Origin of the sequence: Leuconostoc lactis (assembly GCF_007954625.1) — a bacterium.
Lineage (GTDB): Bacteria > Bacillota > Bacilli > Lactobacillales > Lactobacillaceae > Leuconostoc > Leuconostoc lactis_A.
This window is the reverse complement of the sequence record NZ_CP042420.1, coordinates 854285-873748: the sequence shown is the minus strand read 5'-3', so window position 1 is coordinate 873748 and position 19464 is coordinate 854285. Positions and strand designations below refer to the sequence as shown.

The window sequence follows — 19464 nt, the reverse complement described above, 5'->3', positions numbered from 1 at the left end:
AAGATTTTAACGCACTTCCACATGAAGTTGCGCGATTAATGCATTGGTTACTCGTTCAAAGTCAGCGTTAACCTCTGCTTCAACTAGTGTCTCATCATTGTCTTGATACGTCAATGTATAGGCTAATGAGCGCTTACCGGCAGGCAAATTATCCCCTGTATAAACATCAAATAATTGCACGTCCACAAGTTTGTCACCAGCTGTTTCACGAATAAGGGCGACAATGTCAGCATGTTGAATGTGTTCATCAACCAACAACGCTGCATCGCGTCGCATTTGTGGGAAACGTGAGATTGGGGCATAGGCAACGTCCCCTGTTACTTGTGACATTACTGCAAACAAGTTCAGTTCAAACCCAAATACCGGTGCTAACTTATGAGCTTGTGTCACCTTAGGATGAATTTGACCCACAAAGCCAAGATAAACATCGCCACTGTAAATATCAGCCGTTTGCCCAGGATGCATGTTTTGGTGGCGCTTTGTCGCTTCATAACGCACATTTTCAACGCCGATTTGGGCCAAATATTCAGCGACAATTCCCTTCATATCATAGAAGTCAACTGGCTTTTGCGTTTTATCCTGTTGCCAACTTGAAGTAGCACGTGTGCCCGTCAAAACACCAGCCAAATGTTCCATTTCAGTTGGCAGCGTACTGTCGTCAGTTCCAATAAAAATACGGCCTTGTTCATAAAGTGCCACGTCGGCCACGCCATGATTGACATTATAAACAACATCTTCTAATAGACCCGCCAATAGATTTTGACGCACTGTCGTCCGATCTGAACTCATTGGGTAATCCAAGGCGACAACTTTTTCACCAGGATTTTCGGCAAATTGTTGCGCCTTTTCAGGTGTTGTTAAGACGTAGGAAATTGCTTGGTTCAAGCCCAAACTTTCCATGATACGACGACTTGCACGAATTTGACGCTGACGTAATGTTAAGTGACCAGGTGTCGTTGGCCCGTAAGGCAAAGTCACAGGCAAATTGTCATAACCATAAAGGCGCGCAATTTCTTCAATCAAATCTGCTTCGATTCGCAAATCTGGCCGGCGTGCTGGCAAAGTTACTTGAATGGTGTCCGCCTCAATTTGATAATCTAGGGCTAATTGATCAAAAATGGCAGCAATATCTGCTAGCGTCAATGCTGTGCCAAGAATTTGATTCACCCGTGCCGCCGTCAATGGCATCACAATTTCTTCGTAAGGCGTATCAGCTGCAACCACTCGGCCACGGGCCACTTGGCCACCGGCTAATTCATCAACCAATTGTGCAGCATGATCCAAAGCCGTAAAGGTTGCATCCCAGTTCACGCCACGTTCAAAGCGGGCCGAAGCTTCTGAATGCAAATTATGACGACGTGCCGTCGCGCGCACCAAACTCGGATTAAACACAGCACCTTCCAAAACGATGTGTCGTGTCGTATGATCAACTTCTGAACTGGCACCACCCATGACACCAGCAAGCATCAATGGTTCATCAGCAGTGGTAATCACGATGTCTTCACCCGCACGTAAATCACGCGTTTGCTCATCCAACGTCACCAATTGTTCCGCTGTTTTAGCACGACGCACATGCACGGTTTTATCCGATAACTTATCCAAATCAAACGCATGTAAAGGTTGCCCATACATCAACATCATGTAATTCGTAATATCAACAATATTGTTAATTGGTCGCATACCCGCATTCCAAAGTGCTTTTTGCAGCCAGAGTGGTGAATCCCCAACCGTCACGTTGTTCACCACGCGCAAAGTATACTTTGGTGCCAAAGTGTCATCTTCAATCACGACATCAACTTGATCACGTGCTAACGTCTCATATTCGACTAAATCAAATGCTGGCTCAGTTACTGGTTGCTTTAACATCGCCCCAAATTCATACGCTGTTCCAATCATTGAAAGCATATCCGCACGATTAGGCGTTAAATCAGTATCCAACACGGGATCTGTCATTCCCAGCGCCACTAAGGCATCATCACCAGGTTGCACACCATCATTGGGTCCAAAGACATAAATACCAGCTTCAAAGTCTTTCGGCGCAATTTTATTGTCAAAACCAATTTCTTGTAAGGCCACCAACATCCCATAAGACATTTCACCACGTAACTTAGCGGCTGTTAACGTCATTAATTCGCCTGATTCACGATTAATAATGTGTGCCCCAACTTTAGCAAGGACAACCAATTGACCCACGGCCACGTTAGGTGCCCCTGTCACAACTTGTACCAATTCAGGTTCACCAATATTGACTTGCGTGATAACCATGTGATCAGAATCAGGGTGTGGTACCACACTGACGACTTCGGCGACAACAAGACCATCTTGTTGTTGTGCCAGTGTTGTCACGCTATCAACTTCAACACTCGTGCGGGCGACTTGTTCAGCTAAATCCGCCACCGCTTGTTGATCTAACGCAATGGTTTGGTCTAAATAATCATTTAACCATGTTAAATTCGTTTTCATGTTTAGTTCCCCTTTCGGTTAAATTGTGACAAGAAACGGACATCGTTCAAATAGAATTGACGAATATCGTCGACACCGTATTTCAACATCGCAAAACGATCTGGGCCCAAGCCAAAGGCAAACGCCGAATACTTCTCTGGGTCAATCCCGTCCATGCGCAAAACATTTGGATGCGTCATCCCAGCACCCAACACTTCAATCCACTCAATATCTTCTGGCTTGGTATCTGGTGTGACTTCATTCCAAGATACGTCGACTTCAACCGAAGGTTCAGTAAATGGGAAATATGATGGGCGCATCCGGATTTGATGCTTTTCGCCAAACAAGGCTTGCATGATTGAGAGCAAAGTGCCCTTCAAATCAGCCATCGTGATGTTTTCGCCCACAACCATCCCTTCAACTTGATGGAATTGGTGTGAATGCGTCGCATCATCCGTATCACGACGATAAACCTTTCCAGGCGCAATCATCTTAAGTGGTCCCTTTGAAAAGTCGTGCTTTTCTAATGAACGGGATTGTACAGGTGACGTTTGCGTCCGTAATAGGATTTCAGGCGTAATATAGAACGTATCTTGCATATCTCTGGCCGGATGGTCCTTTGGCAAGTTTTCCCGTTCAAAGTTATATTCATCAGTTTCAACTTCCGGTGAATCAACGGTATCATCAATCACTTCAAAGCCTAAACCTAAGAAATGTTGTTCAATTTCATCAATAATTTGTTGCAAAACATGGGGTTGTCCGACAACATGTGCACTACCTGGCAACGTCACATCAATCGTTTCAGCTGCCAATTGCGCTTCAAGCTTTGCTGCTTCAGCGGCCGCCTTTTTTTCCGCCAACAAAGCTGTAATAGTTTGGCGTACATCGTTTCCAATTTCGCCGACTGCTTTCCGGTCTTCTGGCGCAACGTCCTTCATCCCCTTCAGTAAAGCAGTTAATTCGCCTTTTTTACCCAGCAAACTGACGCGCAACGCTTCAATATCTGCATCTGCGGCGTTAATTCGTTCTACGGCTGAAGCCTTTAATGCTGTTAGTTCTTCAGTTAAACTCATCATCATTTCCTTTCAATACGACGCCTGATGTTTTAATCACGTGAATAAAAAACGTCCCATGTTATCATGAGATAACATGGGACGTCTGATCGTGGTACCACCCAATTTTCTGACTAACGTCAGCTCTAAATGACAATAACGCTGTCAAAACGTTGGTGATTAAACCAATCACTCCTGACTGAAATTCATCATAGACGCAAATACAATACTTTCACCAATCTGTATTGCTCGCTAAATTTGTTCTATCATTACTAGGTCATTCATCGTGTTTAAAACATATTTTACTGTTTTAGCATCTATTTTAGTGACTATTTGCCATAGCGGCACAGCACTAAAACGCGCTAGATTACAACTCTAGTATATCATGCTAAAGCGTCTGTGTCGTCATGTTTTGTCTTGGCCACGTTATTATATTGATCAGACCACTCATGAATTGCTGCCATCAGTGGACGCATTGCTTCACCAGACTCGGTAAGCTTATATTCAATGAGACTAGAATTTTCATAAGTCACACGGTTAACCAATTGTACCGCTTCAAGTTCTTTCAGACGTTCAACCAACACACGGTCAGAACAGCCAGAAATCGCCCGTGACAATTCCAAGAAACGTTTTGGTCCACTAATAAGCAACGTCTCAATAATTAGGCCATTCCATTTACGACCTAAAATCTGAAATGTATTGGTGAAATTCTCGCAGAGTAAATCCTCTGTATGTTCTGCTAATTTTGCCATCATTTTCCCTCTGAGTTATTGATGTGTTCATAGTAACACAAAGCGCGCAACTTGACAAAAAGTAAGTAGTTAAACAGGTAACGGTTATCGCAATGTTTTCGCCAAATAGAAACAACCGAGGATACCGGCATTGTCCCCGTTGGCCACAGGTACAATATAGTCATCCAATGGTGGCACTGCCAAATAATCGCTCATTTGTTCCGCAAAGCTTTCCCGAATTAAGGGGAAAAGAATCTCACGGTGTGGCACGCCACCACCGAGCACAACCTTTTCTGGGCGCAAGATCATCGTATAATCCAATATCGCTTGTGCCAAGTAGAAGGCTTCCATGCGCCATGCCAAATGATCATCAGGAATTTCCTTGGCACTCATGCCCCAGCGTTCTTCGATAGCTGGTCCAGCTGCCAAGCCTTCCAAACAGTTAGCACCGTGGAATGGGCAGTGCCCTGCATACGTGTCTTCTGGATGCTTTTGTAAGAAGATGTGACCGGCTTCTGGGTGGCCATAACCACTGACAAGTTGTCCGCCAGAAACAATACCGGCACCAACACCCGTACCAACTGTCAAATACACCATATTGTCAACGTCTTTGGCAGCCCCTGTGGTAAACTCAGCCCAACCAGCACCATTAACATCCGTTGTCCAGTAATAAGGGATATCACGCCAAGCCTTCATACGACCTAAGAAATCATACCCTGACCAGCCGTGTTTTGGCGTGTCGAGAACATAACCGTAAGTCTTTGATTCAGGCACAATATCAATTGGCCCAAAGGCGGCAATCCCAATGGCATCGATGTTATCATATTGATCAAAGAACGCAACAACCTGATCTAACGTCTTTTCGCCATCTAATGTTGGGAATGCTGTCCGATCGACAATGTTAAAGTCTTCATCCGCAACAGCCACCACAAACTTCGTTCCACCTGCTTCAATTGCACCTAATAGTCCCATGTTTTTTCTCTTTTCTTATCTCTGTTTTAGTCATTTGCTGTCATAATGATCACCCTTTAAACACGTATACACAACAAAGGTGATCATTGTGACTGTAGCCTCCCAATCAAAAGCCGCAGGCTGGTGACGCCAAGTCCACAGTTGCGACAAAACAAGGCGCACCCGTTGCCAGACAGACTGACAATCACGCCACAACTTGACTAAAATGTGTGGTTAACATTTACAGTACGTCGTGACGTTAAATTGTCCTATCATTGCTTTATTTTATCGTTTTGTTAAGCGCTTACATTATTAGTTTAATCGATTTAAATCACCAGTGTCAAGCGTTCGTCAGGATTAATTTTAGAAAATAATTCATCGTATTTTTGTACCTTTCAGAAACAAATGTGAAAACACGATAGCACCACCACAATCCTACGCAATAAAAAAAGTTGGCGCCGTTACGCCAACTTTTTTTATTTTACAATTTCACAAAATTCTACAATGACAGCATCTGGGCCTTGGATATTAAAGAACTTAATCCCTTTGTCCCAAAATGCTAATTGTTGCACTTCTGAATCAATCAGGTCAAAACCTTCAGCCTTTGCGGCCGCAAAAGCTGCCTCAGCATCTGTCGTGTCCAATGAGATATGGTTAATTGCGCCTGGTTGATTGGCAACCACTTCTTGGTACCACGTTTCAATCACAAGATTATCACGTTGCATAAAGATGACTTGTCCAACTGGAAAATCACCAGTTTTCGTAAATCCTAATTTTGTCCAAAAAGCTTCCGCAGCTGCCAAATCATGTGTTGGTATACCGATGTGTTGTAAACCTGAATAATAATCTGAAAATGCCATATTTGCCCCCCCTCGATCAACGCGTTGATGACTTTGTCGCGTGATCTGTCTTCCGGTTACGCTTCTTCGCCGCCAACCTTCACAACAGCCTTTGACACTACGCCAAGCTTGCCGTTCAAGAAGTCTTCAACAGTGGCATAGTCCAATTCATGTGAAATCAAAGGTTCAACATCTACCTTGCCTGATGATAGCAAAGCCAATGAATCTTCAAAGGCATTTGGATTGATGAATGAGCCTTGAATTGTCAATTGCTTTTGGAAAACTTCATAAGTGTTCATTTCAAATGTGTCGTCTGGACCACCGACACCAAACATCAAAACTTGACCACCACGCGCAGCAGCTTCAATGGCTGCTTCTTGTGTCTTTGGTGAACCGACAGCTTCAATGACAACATCATATTCACCATCAGGAATCTTGTCACCTGCCATTGTATTGAACGTGCGCTTTGCACCAAACTTATCTTTCGCCATGGCCAACTTTTCATCCACAATACCAGCCAAATCAACTTGGTGAATGCCGTAAGCCTGCAAAATTTGCACAAACAATTGTCCCATGAAGCCATCACCAATGACAAGTGCCTTTTGATATGGTGATACCTTCAACAATTGAATACCGTGAACGGCACAAGAAATTGGTTCAACCAAAGCTGCAGCCTTCAATGACACATTGTCTGGGATTGGGTAAACAACTGAGGCAGGTGCTGTGAAGTAGTCTTCAAAGCCACCGTCACGCGTCACCCCAATAGCTGAGAGATGTTCGCATAATTCTGGACGCCCTGTACGGCAGTACTTGCATTGACCGCAGTAGATGTTTGGATCAACTGCCACACGGTCACCGACCTTAACGTTTGTGACTTCTGAACCAACTTCAACAACCACACCTGAATTTTCGTGACCTAAGACGATTGGTGGGACCGCTGGTGCAGAACCAGGCAAACCAGCATATAACGCATGGTCTGTCCCGCAAATACCAGCAAAGGCTGTATGAATCTTGACTTCGTCAGGCTTGATTTCGGGTTGTGCAATTTCTTTCAATTCCAGTGACTTAATACCAGTCAACACTAATGCTTCCATGTTTTCCGCTCCGTTTTACTTGTGATGTTTTTAACTTATAAGACCATATTAACCCTTTTAAATAATTTGTCAAGCGTTAATCAATTTTTTTGCTGAAAGTTTTATTGCAAAAAAGTGTATAATAGAATGTGCTTAGTGATTAAAAATGCAACACAATTTTTAGCAGTAAACGGAGGTTTCAATGGTTGCAAAATTAAGTGACGTCGCCGAATTGGCCGGCGTTTCAATTACAACAGTATCACGTGTGATCAATAATTACGGTTCCTTGAGCCAAAAAACGATCGACAAAGTTCATGCTGCCATGCGCGAGTTGCACTACCAACCAAATGCCATGGCGCGCTCACTACAAGGTAAATCATCACAATTTATCGGTTTAATTTTCCCCAACATTCAAAATCCATTTTTTACCGCTTTAGCCACCGAAATCGAACAACTCTTATTTAAAAAAGGCTACAAAGTGATTATTGCGACGAGTGCCAATAACATTGAAAAAGAACAACAATATTTGCAAATGTTAGCAGCTAACCAAGTGGAAGGTATTATTACCTCATCACATAATCTCGGCATTGCTAGTTATCAAGATAACTTTCTGCCAATTGTGGCCTATGACCGTCATTTAGCAGATAATATTCCGATTGTTCATGAAGACAATTATCGCGGTGGCTACCTCATTGGCGAGTATCTGGTTTCTCAAGGGGCTAAAAATCTGCTAGTGTTATGTGACAATGACCCTTCTGCATCCCCAACCGCACAACGTTATGTCGGCTTTTCGGATGCGATTGCCAACAAAAGCCAGTTAATCGAACACAATATCAATTCTAATTCTAACGAATTTGCAAGTGCCGAAGAGATGGCAGAGATTGTTAACTTGATCGTGACCCAAAAAGTAGATGGTGTCTTTGCTTATAATGACATGATGGCTGTCCAACTACAAAATGCGTTACGCAGGGCAAATATTCGTGTCCCTGAGGACGTGATTGTTGCAGGGTACGACGGTGCACCAATTGTCCAACAGTTGCACCCCGATCTCCCAACAATCGTGCAGCCAATCCATGAGGCAGCACAACGTCTAATTGACGTCCTATTTGCTGAAATTAATCATGAAGCATTGCCAGATCTTGACATGCTCCCTGTTTCATTACACAAACCTGAATAAAAAACACGTCGCCCTAAAAAGGCGACGTGTTTTTTTAATTGACTTGATTTTTTGGCTCTTCGCCGTTTAAGACACGCACAACTTCTTGTGCTGCTGCTAAACCAACCGCATCAAACGCTTCAACTGATTTTGCCGCCACGTGTGGTGTGACAAAAACATTGGGTAACGTCAATAACTCATTATCTGGTGCAACTGGTTCAACCGTAACCACATCTAGTCCCGCACCAGCAATCTCACCTGTCTTCAATGCGGCAATTAAGGCCGCTTCGTCCACGACTGCCCCACGCGCAATATTAATCAAAACGGCATTGTTTTTCATTTTCTTGAAAACAGCCGCATCAATCATATGTTGCGTTGCTGGCGTTGCTGGCAAAGCCAAGATGATATAGTCTGCTGTCGTATAAATCTCATCTAGTGTGGCCATCCGGCCGTTTTTGACGGGTTTATCATGTCGGGCATAGGCTAACACGTTGACATCAAATCCAGTCAGCAATTCATCAATTTTTTGACCAATAGCACCAAAACCAATAATGCCGACTGTCTTATGCGAAACTTCTTGACCCGTCCCATTTGGCACGTTGGGGTCAGTAATGCTCTGTCGTTGCTGATAGAAGTAACGGCCAGCCATCAACATATGCATGACGGCCGTTTCCGCAACCGCCGTTGCATTCGCCCCTGGCGTATTGGTGACAACAATGTCATGTGCCGTTGCATCAGCTAAATCAACATTATCATAGCCCACGCCATAACGGGCAATCACTTTAAGATTTGGCATCTGTGATAATAGTTGCTCAGATAGCGGATGCATCATCAAAATCACCGCATCTACATCAGCTGCAGCAAGAAAATCGGCATCTGTTTGTTGCGGATTTGAAATGACTTCTAAATCATGGGCCTTTAAATAATCAATTGCGGCTTGTGCCGTGCCGTCAAAAACGAGTACTTTTTGCTTTTGCATATGCTCTCCTTCAAGTCAGTGCTTTCAGCGATGTATCAACACGATACTACGCCAGTGCGTTAAATGACCCTGGCATTAAATCCGCAATCGTCGTTTGCACACTTTTGCCAGTATCATTAATCAACCAAATTGGCATGTCGGATGGGAAAAGTTCGACCATGACTTGTCGACATGCACCACAAGGGGCAATTGGCTCATTTGTGCGCCCTGCAACTACTAAACCAGCAAACTGGCGATGACCAGCAGCCATGGCACTGAAAATAGCGGTGCGTTCTGCACAATTGGTGAGACCAAAAGAGACATTTTCGATGTTAATCCCTTTAAACACAGTGCCTGATGCTGTCAATAACGCAGCACCCACTGGAAAATGTGAATACGGTGTATAAGTTTCGTCAAGCGCTTCAAGCGCAACAGCCACTAATTCTTCGGGCGGTGTCGTTTGCATGTTGTTGTTCTCCATTTATTGTCCTATCATTTTACCATAAACATGGCAGTATCATAAGACAGATCAATGTGGTTACTTGTGAACTAACAAATCTGTCAACTGATCGAGACGCTTTTCAAACACGCCAAAGGCTTCCTTCAAATAATCCGCTTGCGTCATATCAACCCCTGCTTGGCCGATAACGGCTAATGGATAGTCTGAGGCACCGGCCTTTAAGTAGTCTTTATACGCTTCTGCCCCATTCTGATTCAAGATACGATCAGCCAAAGTCGTCGCTGCGGCTTCACCAGTGGCATATTGATAGACATAATAGTTGTAGTAGAAATGTGGAATACGCGCCCATTCATACGCGATTTCTTCATCTGGGAAGAGATCTGGGCCATAGTACTTTTGATTCAATGCCGCATAGTACGTACTCATCGCGTCAGCTGTTAACGCCACCCCAGCTGCACTTTGTTCATGAATCCAATCTTCAAATTCCGCAAATTGGGTCTGTCGGAACACCGTGCCCTTAAAGCCATCAAGATATTGATTCAACACATAGGCTTGGAATTTTGGATCATCATTTGTCTTTAACAAATAATCCGTGAGTAGGCTTTCATTGGTTGTTGATGCAATTTCAGCTAGGAAAATTGGGTAATCACCATAATGATAAGGTTGTGCTTGACGGGTCAAATAAGAATGCACCGAGTGCCCCATTTCATGGGCCAAAGTGTAAACGTTATTTAAGTTATTTTGCCAATTTAACAAAATAAATGGGTTCGTGTCATATGTGCCGCTCGAATAAGCACCAGTACGCTTACCCTTATTTTCCACCACATCAATCCAGCGTTCGTCAAAGGCCTTTTTAACCACGGCAATATAATCTGGTCCTAATGGTGCCAAAGCGGCTAACACAATGTCTTTGGCTTTGTCATACGTGACATCAAAATCAATCTCATCGACTAACGGTACGTAGAGGTCATATGAGTGAATATCGTCAACGCCCAAAACTTGCTTACGGAGTGATACAAAACGATGCAACAGTGGCAAATTGGCATCAACCGTTTCACGCAACGTTTCAAACACTGATGTTGGTAGGCTGTGTGGTAGAATGGCTGCTTCCCGTGCTGAGCGATAGTGACGCACTTTAGCTAAATAATTATGACCTTTGACATGTGACGATAACGTTGACGCGAAAGTGTTTTGCAAGGCAATGTAACTATCGTACAATGTTTCAAACGCTTCTTGGCGCAATTCACGTGACTTAGATTCCAACAACAGACTGTAAAGGCCATTTGTCAATGGCACCACTTCACCCGTTTCAGTATGGACATCCCCAAACGTCATGTCGGAATTATCTAACGCACCAAAAGTGTTTTCTGAAGCATTAAAAATATCCCCAGCTCCGGCCAGAAGTGCTTCCTGTTCTGCTGGCAATGTGTAAGGCTTTTGCGCCAGAATTTGGTCAAATAAATGTTGGTAAGGTTGTAACCCTGCCGTCTTCAAATAGTTTGTCAACGTTTCTTCTGGAATATTAAGCACTTCGGGTTGGAAGTAAGCTGTTGCTTCACTTACTTCAGACCAAAGTGCTTGCGCACGGCTATTAAAAGCGGCATATTTTTGATTCGTCGTATCTTGATCATAAATTTGGTGCGCATAGACGTAGACTTTTTCCAATTGACGTTCCAAATCAAGATCAGCTTCCAGTGCTGTTTGCAACGTTTGGGCTGAATCACCAACATGCCCCACAAATTGCTTCAGAGCATGTGCCCCTTGATGCACAGCATCGTAAGCTGTTTCCCACTCGTCATCGGTTGCAAAAATGGAGGTCAAATCCCAAGTTAACTCTTCAGGTACTTCATCGCGTTGTAGTTGTGCCATTATTATTACGCGTCAGTGTCGCTCAAATGATCGATGGACACTAACATTCCCTTCTTAAAATATCATACTTTATTTTATCACTATTTTCTCACTTGACCTAATTTTTGTCGCAACGACCCATACCACACCGGTAATTCAACAACTAAGAAATAAGCCCCACGCTGCACAATAAAATGCTGCGCCACCATTTCTTGCATGAGCGCCATCACTTGTTCTTGTTGAAAAGTGGCATTTCCCAGAACATAGGGCTTGAGTTTGGCCAACATCACCTGCTGATGCAAAACATGACCAACACCAATTTTTTCTAACACTAACAAACTCTGTAATCGCCACTGCCAATTGCTGATTGTCAGGCCAAAGGTTTGCCCCAAATGAATCCAAAGCGGTGCCTGCAATAATAAGCGTTGTTGCAAATAAAGATAGGCAATCAAGCGCTGATCCACCCGTTTTTGCGCGATGAGTTGTTGCAGTTTGTAAATTTGTTGCACCACATCTAATCTGCGTTGTTTGTGCTTTGGTACTGTTGTCAACAATTGCGTGCTGACAATTTCACTGTAATTAACCCGAATAAAGTCTGGTTTTTCAAAATGGGCGCGATGGTAAAATTTTTGCGTATCAGGTAAATAGAAGCACAACTGCTGATTGGCTAAAAATTTAACAATCGTGCGTTGCGCCATTTTAGCCTGATAATAAGTGGCGCCTAAAATCCAAATCACGGTAATGTGTTGTTGGCGGTAGCCCGCATTCCGCTCATCTAAACGTTGCTGGGAGATCGGACTACACTGGTACTCAATGGTAATACGCTGATCTGCACGGGTGATTAAAATGTCAGGTCGTTGGTTAATAGCCGGAATAACCGCTTCCAAAGTGACTTGCCCGAATTTTTGACAGTAGGTTGCCAATTGTAATTTCCCAGCCAAATGTTGCGGTGTTTCATTGTCTGAGAAAGTGTGGCACTGCGCACCCACGCGATGTGCAAAATGTGGTTGCTTAATCTCTCCCTGACGTAAGTAGACCGGTGCCAAACAACCAGGACAGTAAAACTCATCGTTTGTCCCAGCGACGTTAGCTTGCACATACGTGCCTTGCTTGTCTTGTGCGATAAACATAAAAAAACACCTCCTATTCATCATACGAATAGGAGGTGTTTTTGATGTTTATTTTACAGTCATGCGTTTTTCAACCCAGCGACTAAACCAAGTCAACAAGGTGATTAAAATGAGATACATGACCCCAATGATTGCCCAGACACGAAAACCTTGTGAATTACGCGCCACAATCAAAGAACCTGTCTGCGTTAATTCGAGCAACCCAATGGCTGATAGAATCGACGTATCTTTTAAGGTAATAATGAATTGGTTGATGAAACTTGGCACCATAATACGGAGACCTTGTGGCATCACGACCCGACGCATGGCCTGACTATAAGACAAACCCAACGAACGCGCAGCTTCCATTTGCCCACGGTTAACGGCTTCAAAGCCACCACGGACAAACGCTCCTGTATAAGCGCCTTCATTTAGAATCAGCGTGATGATCCCCGCTGTAAAGGCCGGTATTTTCACCCCAGTTAAACCAGGCAACCCAATATAAATAAAGAACGCTAAGACCATCAATGGTAGGCCACGGAAAATGTAAATAATTGTGGTGGCAATTCCCCGCACCCAGCCAAATTGACTCACGCCCATGATACCGAGTAAAATACCCCAGATTGAGGCAAAAATAATCGCAATCACGGTCAACACAATCGTCTGCCACAAACCGTTGAGCAATGCTGTCTTATTGGTCCGCAAAATCCCAAGCACAGTACTGTTATCACGCTTAGTGCCAGAGAACGTTGCTTGCCGGGCACCCAAATACTTCGCCACAATTTTATCGTACGTGCCATCTTTTTTGATGGCAGCAAAACCACGATTAAAAGCCGCTAAAAGTGCTTTGTTCTTGCCTTTTTCAACTGCGAAACCATAAGACCCTGCGTTACCAGGTTGATCTGGATTCATGACCTTTAAGGCCATACCATTTTTAATCGCGTATTGAATAACTGGCATATCTTCAAATGTGGCCGCCGAATTGCCAACTGCCACATCATTATACATGGTATCGGTATCGTTAAAATATTTGACCTGGAAACCATATTTTTTCTGTAGCGATAGCCCATATTCAGACGCTGCTGTCCCTGTCTTTAAGGCCACTGTTTGCCCTTTTAAATCCGCCAGTGATTTAATTTTACTGCCTTTTTTAACAATCCAAGCCACCCCCGTTTTGTAATAAGGGGTTGAAAAGTCATACACTTGACGCCGTTCTGGTGTAATAGACATACCGGCAATAATCCCGTCAGCTTGTCCGTTTGAAACCAGTTGCGCCGCAGAATTGAAGCTCATTGGCTTCATAGTATAAGTAAACCCTTCCCGCTCGGCAATGGCTTTCATCATGTCTTGTTCAATGCCGACATAACGATTATTTTTATCTTGAAAAGTAAACGGTGCATAAGTTGCATCCGTCGTAATGGTATAGTGTGGTTTATCAGCTGACGCGATCGGCGTTAGCAGAAAAAACATGACTAATGTTGCCAGCCCTAAAATGTATCTTTTTAACATGATCATTAAAATTCTCTTCCTACATTACAAAAAAGTCGACCAAACGGTCGGCTTTTTCAATCGTTTGCTGCACGTTCAATTGTGAGACTGTCTATCAAACCCATTAGGCTTGCATGACTTTGCTCAAAAATTCTTGCAAACGTGCATTTTTAGGTGCATTAAAGACTTCTTCTGGTGTGCCAGATTCTTGAATCTTACCTGATTCAAAGAAAACCACACGATCGGCGACTTGTTTTGCAAAGCCCATTTCGTGTGTCACGATAATCATCGTCATCCCAGAATCCGCTAGATCTTTCATGACGTTCAACACATCCCCGACCATTTCTGGATCCAAGGCTGATGTTGGTTCATCAAACAACATAATATCTGGTGACATGGCCAACGCACGGGCAATGGCAATACGTTGCTTTTGACCACCAGATAATGAATTAACTGACATATCAGCTTTATCACTCAAGCCAACTGTTTCTAGTAATTCACGGGCTTTCTTCTCGGCAGCTGCCTTGTCTAACTTGCCTAATTCAACCGGTGCCAACATGATATTTTCAAGTACTGTGTAATTATTAAAGAGGTTAAAGTTTTGGAAAACCATCCCAATATTTTCACGCACTTTGTTAATGTCCGTTGCCTTATCAGAAATATTAAAGCCGTCAACAATGATCGTGCCGTTATCTGGTGTTTCTAACTGATTCAACATCCGTAAGAAAGTTGACTTACCTGATCCTGAAGGTCCAATCATGACCACCACTTCATTTTCAGACACGTCCAATGAAATATCTCGCAAGACATGGTTATCACCGTATGACTTGTTAACATTTTCAACATGGACTTTTACTTTTGTTTGCGCATCACTCATGCGTGAATCCTCTTTTCTACCCAATTACTCAACCATGTGAGTAACGTAATCACAATTAAGTATATCACAGCGACAATGGCCCAAACGCGGAATCCTTGAGAATTACGTGACACAATCAAACTACCTGTTTGTGTCAATTCCAAGATACCAATGGCTGACAAAATTGATGTATCCTTCAAGGTAATAATAAATTGGTTAATGAAACTTGGAATCATAATCCGAATACCTTGTGGCATAATCACACGGCGCATCGCGCGGCTATACGGCAAGCCCAAAGAACGCGCTGCTTCCATCTGACCGCGATCAACGGCTTCAAATCCACCACGCACGAACGCACCCGTATAAGCCCCTTCATTTAAGACCAATGTCAAAATCCCTGCTGTCACGGCCGGAATTTTCATACCAATGACCCCTGGCAACCCAATGTAAATGAAGAAGGCCAAGACCATTAGTGGCAAACCACGGAAAATATAAATAATTGTACTTGAAATACCACGAACAAAGCCATTTTGGCTAACGCCCATGACACCTAAAATAATACCCCAAATTGAGGCCAACACAATCCCAAAGACGGTCAACACAATCGTTTCCCATAGTCCTTTGAGGAAGGCCATCTTGTTAGACTTTAAGATACCCCATACGGTGTCGTTGTCTTTCTTACTACCCGTAAAGGTTGCCGCACTGGCACCTAAATACTTGGCAACAATTTTATCGTAAGTCCCGTCTTCTTTAATCGCTGCAAAGCCCTTATTGAAATCGGCAAGTAACTGCGCATTCTTGCCTTTCTTAACGGCAAAGCCATACCAACCCGCTTGAATTGGTGACTTTGGATTCATGACCTTTAAGGCTGTCCCGTTTTTAACGGCATATTGAATAACTGGCAAATCACCGAAAGTAGCTTGCGAATTATCGTTAATCACATCATTATAAAGGGTGTCTGAATCATTGAAATAGACCACTTTAAAGCCATACTTTTTTTGGATTGACAAGGCATAGTCTGCACCAGACGTTCCTGTCTTAATCGCAACGGTCTTTCCCTTCAAATCTTTTAGTGACTTGATGTTTGACCCTTTTTTAACAGCCCAACCAATACCAGAACGGTAATAGGGTGTCCCAAAATCAAAGACCTTCTTACGTTCATCGGTGATGGACATCCCCGCAATCACACCGTCAGCTTGATCTGAGGCGACTGATTGAGTCGCTGAATTAAAGCTCATCGGCTTCAGCGTATAAGTAAAGCCTTCTCGTTCAGCAATCGTTTTCAAGATTTCTTGGTCAATACCAGTATATTGGCCATTTTTATCTTGGAAATCAAACGGCGGATAAGTCGCGTCCGTTGTAATCACATAATTTGGCTTCTCAGCAGCATGTGCGTCGAGTCCAAATCCGACAAACGATAGCAAAGCTATCGCCACAATTAACAAATATCTTTTCATCTTTTCCATAATAAGTTTATTCTATCAAAACCAACCTGTGTCCAGTGATGTTATGTGAGCTTATATGACATGATTATCACGTTCGTTATAAGCCATGCCGAGATATCGCCCTCAACTGGCAAATAAAAAGCTCAAGCAAATGCTTTGAGCTTTTGTTTGTCTATTCTAAATTAAGGATGAACGGGTACCTTAATGTCACCAGCAATAATCTTCTTTTGTGCGGCTTCAACTGCTGACCAAACTTCTGGTGAAGCAGAATCCTTGGCCAAGCCAACACCCTTTTCCTTCAAACCATAAGTGATTGTCTTACCACCAGGGAACTTACCTTCACGTCCTTGGTTAGTCAATGATTCAACCGCATTATCAACGCGCTTCACAGCAGATACCAACGTGAAGTTTGACTTCTTGTTGTCCTTGTCTGTATAATCCCCATCGCGCTTTTGATCCATATCAACACCGATGACCCAAACCTTCTTGTCTGAGTCAGCTGCCAACTTTTGGTCGGTTGCCTTTGCTTCCGCAAAGACACCTGACCCAGTACCACCAGCAGCTTGGAAGATAACGTCAGCGCCACCAGCAATCATTGAAGCGGCAATTGTTTTACCCTTGGCTGCATCTGTAAATGAGTCAGCATATTGCGTCATAATCTTAATATCTGGATTTGTGGCCTTGACCCCAGCAATGAAGCCGGCTTCAAATGTGTCGATGATATCACCGTGCACACCACCGATGAAACCAACCGTGTTAGACTTTGTCTGCTTTGCTGCAGCCACACCAGCCAAATATGATGATTGTTCAGACTTAAACATCAATGAGGCCACGTTTTTATCTGGCACAACAGCATCAATAATAGCAAAGCTTGTCTTAGGGTTGGCCTTAGCCACTGTATTCATGGCTGGTGCTGCAGCAAAACCAACACCATAAACTAACTTATACCCACCTTTAACGGCTGTTTGCAAATTTGTCTTAATATCAGAAGAATCCGAACTTTGGAAATAGTTATAACCGGTTGTGCCTTGCTTCAAGTTGTTGGCTTTACCGTAAGCCTTCAAACCGTTCCAAGCTGATTGGTTGAACGAACGGTCATCCACACCACCGCCATCTGTTACCAGCGCAGCTGTGTAGTTATCCTTACCTGAAGTCGTTGAACCACCACGTGTTGCTGCATAGATACCGCCACCAATAACGGCAACTGCAAGAATACCAATACCAATTTGTGCTGAACGTTGCATAATATTACCACGTGTGACTGAAGACAGCCACACATCTCCTCTAAATATTTGATAACTTTATTATCCAACTTTTATCTGATACAACCATGAAAAAACGATTAAAAACAAAAATTATACCCGAACAATATAATTTATTTTCATTTTATGTTCGTTTTTTACAACTTATTCAGAAAAAAAGTTCGGTTTTTGGTAAAATAGAGCAATGACAAATTTTATTACCCAAACAATCGAACCTTGGATGCCGCCTGGTGCCTTGAAAGCTAAAGCTGATTATGCCACCATTGCGCAAACAGTTGGCTGGACACGCTTACCCCTGTATCGCTATAACGATACCCGCTTTGATCAAGCAACCCTTATCGCTCATATTCAGGAATGGTTAGCCCCTGTCAAAGCCAACGACCTTGTGGTCCATCAGTTCCCCACCTACATGAGTGCGCAATTTGAACAGTTATTTGTGGCGACGCTCCAAGAGCGACAGGTGCGGCGGGCGCTGGTCATTCATGATATTGAGCCCTTACGCCTCAATAAGCTAGATCCGTGGGAATTTGACGTCCTCAAACAATATGACACACTAATTGTGCATTCCGAAGCGATGCGTCAACGATTACAGGCAGCTGGTTTGACCAATCATTTTATCATTCAACCCTTATTTGATTATTTGGGTGCTAATGTCACGCCGGCACGTTTTAGTACACAAATCAATTTTGCGGGGACTTTTCAAAAATCACCCTGGCTGCAAACTTACCGCGCAGCCCCAATCACGTTATTTGGTGCAAAACCTAAAAAGTGGCGCGCTGTTGATTTCCCCGAAAATATTGCCTACCAGGGTAATTTTGACCCCGATGAGATCATTAATCAATTAACACAAGGTTTTGGGCTGATTTGGGATGACGACTTTGAAGATAAAACCTATCAAACTTATACCAAGTACAACGCGCCCCACAAAGCTAGTCTCTATCTACGTGCTGGCTTACCTTTAATTGCTTGGTCGGAAAGTGCCATTGGGCAACTGATTACCACCCAAAATCTTGGCTTTACCATTAATCATTTATCGGAACTCACTGATAAATTAGCGTTGGTCAGCGCAGCAGATTTTTCAACTTGGCAAGCCAACGGTGCCGTCGTTGCTGAAAAACTCCAGCAAGGTCAGTACACCAAAGCCACTTTAACCGCATTAACGACATAAAAAAAGGTTGCCATATTGGCAACCTTTTTGATTAAGGTAATAACCGGAATCGAACCGGCGATGACGGTTTTGCAGACCGTTGCCTTACCACTTGGCCATATTACCATGATAGACGTTGTTAACACCGATGATGTTCACACATCAATCAGCTGCGTTTTTTTAAACACAACAACGTTTATTATTATAGGTCAAAATCACTAAAATTACAAATCTTTTGCTACTTTGTGTCGTCTTCGACGACTTGACCAGCGACAACTTGAATATTTGGTGATACTGAGCCATCAGCCAACCAGACTGGCGTTTTCGTTTTGGGATCCCACCAACCTTGAACGCCGGGTCGTGTATCCAAAACTAAGTCAGTGCCATACGGCAAATCTAAAATATGACGCAAACTCGGTTCAATGGCTAAAGCTGTCTCAATAACCAACGGCATAAAATTTGCTGGATCAGCGTTCCACGCCTCTGAATCATTGTCGGCAAATAAAAACCAGCCGGAATCTTGCGGTGTGGTTGGTGCCAACTCTCGATAAACCCAGCGCAATTTTCCTGAGCCATCTACAAGATGTTTAGATGCTAAAACGACTGCTTCGGGTTGATGAAATACTGATCGCATAACTATTCCTCTT

Annotated in this window: 17 protein-coding genes and 1 tRNA gene; 2 read left to right on the top strand and 16 right to left on the bottom strand. The window is 43.4% G+C overall.

Going from position 1 to position 19464, the window contains the following annotated elements:
• Window positions 1-6: 6 nt before the first annotated feature.
• The 6 genes from pheT to FGL80_RS04430 form a co-directional block, all read right to left on the bottom strand.
• Window positions 7-2463 carry a phenylalanine--tRNA ligase subunit beta gene (pheT, locus tag FGL80_RS04455; RefSeq protein WP_055308307.1) on the bottom strand — a complete coding sequence of 819 codons (2457 nt, stop codon included), beginning with the start codon at window positions 2461-2463 and terminating at the stop codon, window positions 7-9.
• 2 nt (window positions 2464-2465) lie between these two features.
• The gene (gene pheS, locus FGL80_RS04450; protein ID WP_055308308.1) at window positions 2466-3515 is read right to left on the bottom strand and encodes a phenylalanine--tRNA ligase subunit alpha; all 1050 of its coding nucleotides are present in this window, start codon (window positions 3513-3515) and stop codon (window positions 2466-2468) included.
• Window positions 3516-3877: 362 nt separating this feature from the next.
• The gene (locus FGL80_RS04445; RefSeq protein ID WP_010001231.1) at window positions 3878-4246 is read right to left on the bottom strand and encodes a winged helix-turn-helix transcriptional regulator; all 369 of its coding nucleotides are present in this window, start codon (window positions 4244-4246) and stop codon (window positions 3878-3880) included.
• A gap of 84 nt (window positions 4247-4330) precedes the next feature.
• A complete protein-coding gene (locus FGL80_RS04440; protein WP_055308309.1) occupies window positions 4331-5197 on the bottom strand; it encodes an ROK family protein in 867 nt (288 codons plus the stop codon).
• Window positions 5198-5652: 455 nt separating this feature from the next.
• Window positions 5653-6036 (bottom strand): VOC family protein, encoded by a 384-nt coding sequence (locus tag FGL80_RS04435; protein ID WP_055308310.1) that lies wholly within the window; start codon window positions 6034-6036, stop codon window positions 5653-5655.
• 56 nt (window positions 6037-6092) lie between these two features.
• Window positions 6093-7109 (bottom strand): zinc-dependent alcohol dehydrogenase family protein, encoded by a 1017-nt coding sequence (locus FGL80_RS04430; protein WP_055308311.1) that lies wholly within the window; start codon window positions 7107-7109, stop codon window positions 6093-6095.
• Window positions 7110-7290: 181 nt separating this feature from the next.
• Between FGL80_RS04430 and FGL80_RS04425 the strand changes: the two genes are divergently transcribed.
• The gene (locus FGL80_RS04425) at window positions 7291-8265 is read left to right on the top strand and encodes a LacI family DNA-binding transcriptional regulator (protein WP_055308312.1); all 975 of its coding nucleotides are present in this window, start codon (window positions 7291-7293) and stop codon (window positions 8263-8265) included.
• Window positions 8266-8299: 34 nt separating this feature from the next.
• On the opposite strand, the gene FGL80_RS04420 is transcribed toward FGL80_RS04425, so the two are convergent.
• From FGL80_RS04420 to FGL80_RS04385, 8 genes are all read right to left on the bottom strand, one after another.
• Complete coding sequence (locus FGL80_RS04420) at window positions 8300-9223, bottom strand: phosphoglycerate dehydrogenase (RefSeq protein WP_055308313.1); 924 nt, start codon at window positions 9221-9223, stop codon at window positions 8300-8302.
• Between the two features lie 46 nt (window positions 9224-9269).
• Window positions 9270-9668, bottom strand: a complete 399-nt coding sequence (locus FGL80_RS04415; protein WP_010001365.1) for a cytidine deaminase — start codon at window positions 9666-9668, stop codon at window positions 9270-9272.
• 72 nt (window positions 9669-9740) lie between these two features.
• A complete protein-coding gene (gene pepF, locus FGL80_RS04410) occupies window positions 9741-11531 on the bottom strand; it encodes an oligoendopeptidase F (protein WP_055308314.1) in 1791 nt (596 codons plus the stop codon).
• Window positions 11532-11611: 80 nt separating this feature from the next.
• Entirely contained in the window at window positions 11612-12640 is a 1029-nt protein-coding gene (locus tag FGL80_RS04405) for a competence protein CoiA (protein WP_055308315.1), read from the bottom strand.
• A gap of 48 nt (window positions 12641-12688) precedes the next feature.
• Complete coding sequence (locus tag FGL80_RS04400; RefSeq protein WP_055308403.1) at window positions 12689-14128, bottom strand: ABC transporter substrate-binding protein/permease; 1440 nt, start codon at window positions 14126-14128, stop codon at window positions 12689-12691.
• A 103-nt stretch (window positions 14129-14231) separates the two neighbouring features.
• Window positions 14232-14984, bottom strand: coding sequence for an amino acid ABC transporter ATP-binding protein (locus FGL80_RS04395; protein WP_010001360.1), 753 nt, complete (start codon window positions 14982-14984; stop codon window positions 14232-14234).
• A complete protein-coding gene (locus FGL80_RS04390; protein ID WP_055308316.1) occupies window positions 14981-16429 on the bottom strand; it encodes an ABC transporter substrate-binding protein/permease in 1449 nt (482 codons plus the stop codon). Before FGL80_RS04390 ends, FGL80_RS04395 begins: the two co-directional genes overlap by 4 nt.
• A gap of 161 nt (window positions 16430-16590) precedes the next feature.
• Window positions 16591-17652 (bottom strand): BMP family lipoprotein, encoded by a 1062-nt coding sequence (locus FGL80_RS04385; protein WP_147001818.1) that lies wholly within the window; start codon window positions 17650-17652, stop codon window positions 16591-16593.
• Between the two features lie 202 nt (window positions 17653-17854).
• Between FGL80_RS04385 and FGL80_RS04380 the strand changes: the two genes are divergently transcribed.
• Window positions 17855-18838: a sugar transferase gene (locus FGL80_RS04380; RefSeq protein WP_055308318.1), complete on the top strand. Its 984-nt coding sequence runs from the start codon at window positions 17855-17857 to the stop codon at window positions 18836-18838.
• A 34-nt stretch (window positions 18839-18872) separates the two neighbouring features.
• Here the strand turns inward: FGL80_RS04380 and FGL80_RS04375 are convergent.
• Both FGL80_RS04375 and FGL80_RS04370 read right to left on the bottom strand, forming a co-directional pair.
• Window positions 18873-18943 (bottom strand) — tRNA-Cys (locus FGL80_RS04375).
• A gap of 112 nt (window positions 18944-19055) precedes the next feature.
• Window positions 19056-19451 (bottom strand): immunity protein Imm33 domain-containing protein, encoded by a 396-nt coding sequence (locus FGL80_RS04370; RefSeq protein ID WP_010001355.1) that lies wholly within the window; start codon window positions 19449-19451, stop codon window positions 19056-19058.
• Window positions 19452-19464: the final 13 nt, after the last annotated feature.